This window comes from Thiocapsa sp. UBA6158 (genome assembly GCF_002423035.1).
Lineage (GTDB): Bacteria > Pseudomonadota > Gammaproteobacteria > Chromatiales > Chromatiaceae > Thiocapsa.
Window position 1 is genome coordinate 676 of record NZ_DIUM01000074.1, and the last position, 5627, is coordinate 6302.

A 5627-nucleotide genomic window follows, 5' to 3' on the forward strand; every position below is an offset into this window, starting at 1 on the left:
TCGGGTGCACGTCGCGCACCTCGAACCCGGCGCGCTCGCGGGCCAGACCACCCGGGCCGAGTGCCGACACACGACGCTTGTGGGTGACCTCGGACAGCGGATTGTTCTGGTCCATGAACTGGGAGAGCTGGCTCGAGCCGAAGAACTCCTTGATCGCGGCCGAGACCGGCTTGGCGTTGATCAGCTCCTGCGGCATGAGCCCCTCGGACTCGGCGAGCGACAGACGCTCCTTGACTGCACGCTCCACCCGCACCAGACCGACGCGGAACTGGTTCTCGGCCATCTCGCCGACGCAACGGATGCGGCGATTGCCGAGGTGGTCGATGTCGTCCACAGTGCCGCGGCCGTTGCGCAGCTCCACCAAGACCTTGAGCGCCTCGATGATGTCGGAGGTGTCGCCCTGCTCCTGGTAGAGCCGCTTGGAGAGCTCGTCGCTGCGATTGCTGAAATAGCGTCCGTCGTAGATCACGCCCGGCCCTTCCTCCGAGGTGCGCCCGAGACGCCGATTGAACTTCATCCGCCCCACGGCGGAGAGGTCGTAGCGATCCGGCGTGAAGAAGAGGTTGTGGAACAGGTTTTGAGCCGCCTCTTTGGTGGGCGGCTCACCCGGACGCATCATGCGGTAGATCTCGACCTGCGCCTCGAGGTCGCTGGTGGTGGGATCGATCCGCAGGGTCTCGGAGATATAGGGGCCGTGGTCCAGATCGTTGACGAAGAGCGTTTCGAGCGTCTCGATGCCCTTCTCGAAGAGGGTTTCGAGGAGTTCCGGCGTAATCTCGGCGTTCGCTTCGGCGATCACCTCGCCGGTCTCGGTGTCGATCTGCGGATGGGCCAGGATGCGGCCGATCAGGAAATCGGACGGGACATCGAGGCGTTCCACGCCGGCCTTCTGAAGCTCGCGGATGTGCCGCGCAGTGACGCGACGCCCGGATTCCACGAGCAGCTCCTCCCCGAGCATCACGTCGAATCCGATCGTCTCGCCGCGCAGACGCTCCGGAACCAGGTCGAGCGTGACCGAGCGATCGCGGATCCGGAAGGTATCGGTCACGAAGAAACGCTCGAGGATATCCTCGACGCCGTAGCCGAGCGCGCGCAGCAGGATGGTCGCCGGCAGCTTGCGGCGACGGTCGATACGCACGAAGACGTTATCCTTGGGATCGAACTCGAAATCGAGCCAGGAACCGCGATAGGGGATCACCCGCGCGGAGAAGAGCAGCTTGCCCGAGGAGTGGGTCTTGCCCTTGTCGTGATCNNACGCGCTCGGTGCCGTTGATGATGAAGGTGCCGGTGCCGGTCATGAGCGGCAATTCGCCCATGTAGACCTCTTGCTCGCGCACGTCCTTGATGACCTTCGAGCCCGCCGGGGCATCACGGTCGTAGATCACCAGACGCAACAGCACGCGCAAGGGTGCGGCAAAGGTCGCGCCGCGCAGATGACACTCGCGCTCGTCGAACACCGGATCGCCGAGGCGATATTTCACGTATTCGAGAACGGCGTTGCCCGAGTAGCTCTCGATCGGAAAGACGGTCTTGAAGGCCGCATGAAGACCCACGTCGCGCCGGTCCCCGATCGGCCGATCGGCCTGCAGGAACTCGTGATAGGAATCGATCTGCGTCGCCAACAAGAAAGGCACGTCCAGGATGCTCGGACGCTTGCCGAAGTCTTTACGAATGCGCTTTTTTTCGGTGAACGAATAGGCCATGATGCCTTTCCCTCGAAATACGTGCTTGTGTCCAGGACGGGGGTCGACGCCGCAGCGAATCGCGGGCGTCGGGGTCGGACCTCTGCGGTCAGGTCCTCATCGACGACATCGCCCCGTTTACGAAGCGTCCGGCATGCCGGTGTCGTCCAAGCGGGTCGTCAAAACCCAACGGCGAAAGGCCGGCGGCTACTCGCCGCCAGCCCGAAGGTCCCACCGAAAGAAGATTCGACGCAATGCGCCGTTACTTCACTTCGACCGTGGCACCGGCCTCTTCGAGGAGCTTCTTGGCCTCTTCGGCCTCACCCTTGGAAACGGCTTCCTTCAGGGTCGTCGGCGCGCCTTCGACGGCATCCTTCGCTTCCTTCAGACCAAGGCCGGTCAAGGAACGCACGGCCTTGATGACCGCAACCTTGTTGGCACCGAACGACGCCAGGATGACGTCGAATTCGGTCTGCTCCTCGACCGGGGCGGCTTCGGCGCCGGCACCGGCTGCCGGGGCGGCCACGGCGGCGGCCGCGGTCACGCCGAACTTCTCTTCCATCGCGCTGATGAGGTCGACGACCTCCAACACGGTCATATTGCCGATTGCTTCAAGGATCTCGTCTTTGGAGACGGCCATGGTGAGCTCCTGAGATAGGTCTAAAATTGAATTGCTGGTCAAGGGAGCCGCCTAAGCGGCCTCTTTCGCATCGCGAATCGCGGCGATGGTGCGGACCAACTTGCCCGGCACCTCGTTGATCGTCGCTGCAAGCTTTTGCACGGGTGCCTTCATCACGGCCATGAGCAAGCTGATCGCCTGATCGCGGGTCGGCATCTTGGCGAGATTGCCGAGCTCCGAGGGATCAAGCAGCTTGCCTCCGAGGGCGACCAAACGCACCTCGACCTTGTTGTGGTCCTTTGCAAAGGCTTCCATGACGCGCGCCGCCGAACCCGGGTCTTCCTGCGAGAAGGCGAGAATCAACGGGCCCGTAAGCCCCTCGCTCATGCACGCGAAATCGGTATCCTGCAACGCACGTCTGGCCAAGGTGTTCTTGACGACGCGGACATAGACACCGGCTTTGCGCGCTTCCACGCGCAGCCGTGTCATCTGTTCCACGGTCAAGCCCCGATATTCGGCCCCGACGGCCGAATGGGCACCTTTGGCAACTTCCGCGACCTCGGCGACGATGATTTCTTTTTGCGCAAAACTGAGCGCCATGTTCGTCACCTCTTGTCGGTAAACCCGGCGTAAGCCGGGGCCGTCGAGGGCACACATCCAACGCGCACTCTAGGGCGATCATGTGCACCGTCACCAGCAAAACGACTGATTCGGGAGCACCGTCTGCGCAGGCAGGCGAGCCATTAAGTCCACTGCACCGAGTCCTTATCGGGCCGGGAACACCTGCGGTCTTTGACGGTCCCCGGCGTTCGCCGGGGCCCCAAAGAAGACCGAACATCGCAGGGCGCAAGCCCCGCGAGATCAAACTAGAAACTGAGCCCGACGTGATCCACGGTCAGCCCCGGACCCATGGTCGTGGAGACCGTGACCTTGCGCATGTAAACGCCCTTGGAGCTGCTCGGCTTGGATCGCATCAGGTTCGCAAGCAAGGCTTCAAGATTCTCCCGCAACTTCACGGGCTCGAAATCGGCCTTGCCGAGCGGACAATGGATGATACCGGCCTTATCGGTACGGTAGCGCACCTGCCCGGCCTTGGCGTTGCGAACCGCCTCGGCGACATCGGGTGTCACGGTGCCGACCTTGGGGTTCGGCATCAGCCCGCGCGGGCCGAGGATCTTGCCGAGTTGTCCGACCAGACGCATGGCATCGGGCGAAGCAATCACGACATCGAAATCAAGCTTGCCGGCCTTGATGTCTTCCGCGAGATCATCGAAACCCACGCGATCCGCGCCGGCTTCGGTCGCGGCATCCGCGGACGCGCCCTGGGCGAACACCGCCACCCGGACGGTCTTGCCGATGCCGTGCGGCAGAACGGTCGAGCCGCGCACCACCTGATCGGACTTACGCGGGTCGACGCCGAGATTCACGGCGACATCCACACTCTCCGAGAACTTGATCTGCGACAGCTCTTTGAGGAGCGCAAATGCCTCTTCCGCCGGATAGAGTCTGCCGCGCTCCACGCGCTCTTGGATCGCACGCATGCGCTTGGATAGACGAGCCATCAGTTCACCCCCTCGACATCGAGCCCCATCGCACGGGCACTACCCGCGATGGTGCGAACGGCCGCATCCATATCCGCAGCGGTCAGATCGGGCATCTTCGCGGTGGCGACCTGCTCGAGCTGCTCGCGCGTCACCACGCCGACCTTGTTGGTGTTCGGATTCGCGCTGCCCTTCTGGATCCCCATCACCTTCTTGAGGAGGATGGATGCCGGCGGGGTCTTGGTGATGAAGGTGAAGCTACGATCCGAGTAGACCGTGATCACGACCGGGATCGGCATCCCCTTCTCGAGCTCCTGCGTACGCGCGTTGAACGTCTTGCAGAACTCCATGATATTCACGCCGTGCTGACCAAGTGCAGGACCGACCGGCGGGCTTGGGGTCGCCTCGCCTGCCTTGACCTGCAGCTTGATGTAGGCGTTGATCTTTTTCGCCATGGTTTTTCTCCAGTGGGGTGCTGACGCCGGGAATCGAGTCTCGGCTCCCCCGACAAAGGTCCCTCGCGGGGACTCGGTATCGACGCCGCACGAACGGCGACGGCAGTGAACGGGGCTTGGCGTCAAGACACCCGCGACAATCCGCTGACGGCGTATCAGGCCTTCTCGACCTGCGCAAATTCAAGATCGACAGGGGTCGAGCGACCGAAGATCAGAACCGAAACCTTCACGCGACTCTTGTCGTAATCGACATCCTCGACGACCCCGTTGAAGTCGGTGAAGGGGCCGTCGACAACCCGCACGACCTCGCCCGGCTCGTAGAGCACCTTGGGGCGTGGCTTTTCGCCGCCCTCCTGCAGGCGCACGAGGATGGCGTCGGCCTGGGCGTCCGGAATGGGCGCCGGGCGATCTCCGGTCCCGCCGATGAAACCCATCACCTTCGGAACGCTCTTGACGAGGTGCCACGTCTCGTCGGTCATCTCCATCTGCACCAGGACATAGCCCGGAAAAAATTTTCGCTCGCTCTTGCGTTGCTGGCCCGCGCGCATCTCGACCACTTCCTCGGTCGGCACCAGGATCAAACCAAACAGCTCTTCGAGCCCGGCGCGCTTGACACGGTCTTCGAGTGAACGCTTGACCTGTCCCTCGAACCCCGAGTAAGCATGAATCACGTACCAACGCTTGGACATGCTCAGCCCCCCTGACCGGTAAGGAATCTGAGAATCGCCATCAGCATCATGTCGAAGAGCCACAGGATGATGCCCACGACGAGCACCATCACGATGACGATCAGCGTGGTCTGAATCGTTTCCTGACGCGTCGGCCAGACGACCTTGCGGACCTCCATACGCGCATCGGATACGAACTGCCACAAGGCCCGTCCGCGCTCGGTCTGGAATGCGACAGCTGCCGCGGCACCGCTGATCACCAGCAGCGCGACCACACGAAGCAGGACCGAGTAACCCTCGAAGAAATAGAAGGCAAAAATGCCGCCGATCAGCAACAACGCGGCGATTACCAGCTTGGCGGTATCCAAGCCGGCCCCTCGGGCCTCTGCACGTGAATTCATGAGATCGGGTGTCGCCTGAGCGATAAATTAAACGGAGCGATGGGTTGTATGGCAGGCCAGGAGGGACTCGAACCCCCAACCTGCGGTTTTGGAGACCGCTGCTCTGCCAATTGAGCTACTGGCCTAAAACGATCAGGAGCGATCGCGGAAGGCTGCGAGCAGGCCCATCAGCACTGCCCGCCGAGCCGCGATGACCCGTACTACTCGATGATCTTCGCGACGACGCCCGAACCGACGGTGCGGCCGCCTTCGCGGATGGCG

Annotated in this window: 6 protein-coding genes, 1 tRNA gene and 1 pseudogene; all 8 read right to left on the reverse strand. The window is 62.6% G+C overall.

Translation table 11 applies throughout. The features are described from left to right. Nucleotides 1–1703 (reverse strand): annotated as a pseudogene (gene rpoB / locus B4N44_RS11085) (DNA-directed RNA polymerase subunit beta); the annotation flags it as partial. Between the two features lie 241 nt (nucleotides 1704–1944). After that, complete coding sequence (gene rplL, locus B4N44_RS11090) at nucleotides 1945–2322, reverse strand: 50S ribosomal protein L7/L12 (RefSeq protein WP_296700739.1); 378 nt, start codon at nucleotides 2320–2322, stop codon at nucleotides 1945–1947. A 51-nt stretch (nucleotides 2323–2373) separates the two neighbouring features. Further along, nucleotides 2374–2901, reverse strand: a complete 528-nt coding sequence (rplJ, locus tag B4N44_RS11095; RefSeq protein WP_296700742.1) for a 50S ribosomal protein L10 — start codon at nucleotides 2899–2901, stop codon at nucleotides 2374–2376. Nucleotides 2902–3167: 266 nt separating this feature from the next. Further along, complete coding sequence (gene rplA, locus B4N44_RS11100) at nucleotides 3168–3863, reverse strand: 50S ribosomal protein L1 (RefSeq protein WP_296700744.1); 696 nt, start codon at nucleotides 3861–3863, stop codon at nucleotides 3168–3170. Further along, complete coding sequence (gene rplK / locus B4N44_RS11105; RefSeq protein ID WP_296700746.1) at nucleotides 3863–4297, reverse strand: 50S ribosomal protein L11; 435 nt, start codon at nucleotides 4295–4297, stop codon at nucleotides 3863–3865. Before rplK ends, rplA begins: the two co-directional genes overlap by 1 nt. Before the next feature lie 155 nt (nucleotides 4298–4452). Further along, nucleotides 4453–4986 (reverse strand): transcription termination/antitermination protein NusG, encoded by a 534-nt coding sequence (nusG, locus tag B4N44_RS11110; protein ID WP_296700748.1) that lies wholly within the window; start codon nucleotides 4984–4986, stop codon nucleotides 4453–4455. Nucleotides 4987–4988: 2 nt separating this feature from the next. Continuing rightward, nucleotides 4989–5366, reverse strand: a complete 378-nt coding sequence (secE, locus tag B4N44_RS11115) for a preprotein translocase subunit SecE (protein ID WP_296700750.1) — start codon at nucleotides 5364–5366, stop codon at nucleotides 4989–4991. Nucleotides 5367–5415: 49 nt separating this feature from the next. Continuing rightward, nucleotides 5416–5491, reverse strand: a tRNA-Trp gene (locus B4N44_RS11120). Between the last annotated feature and the right edge of the window lie 136 nt (nucleotides 5492–5627).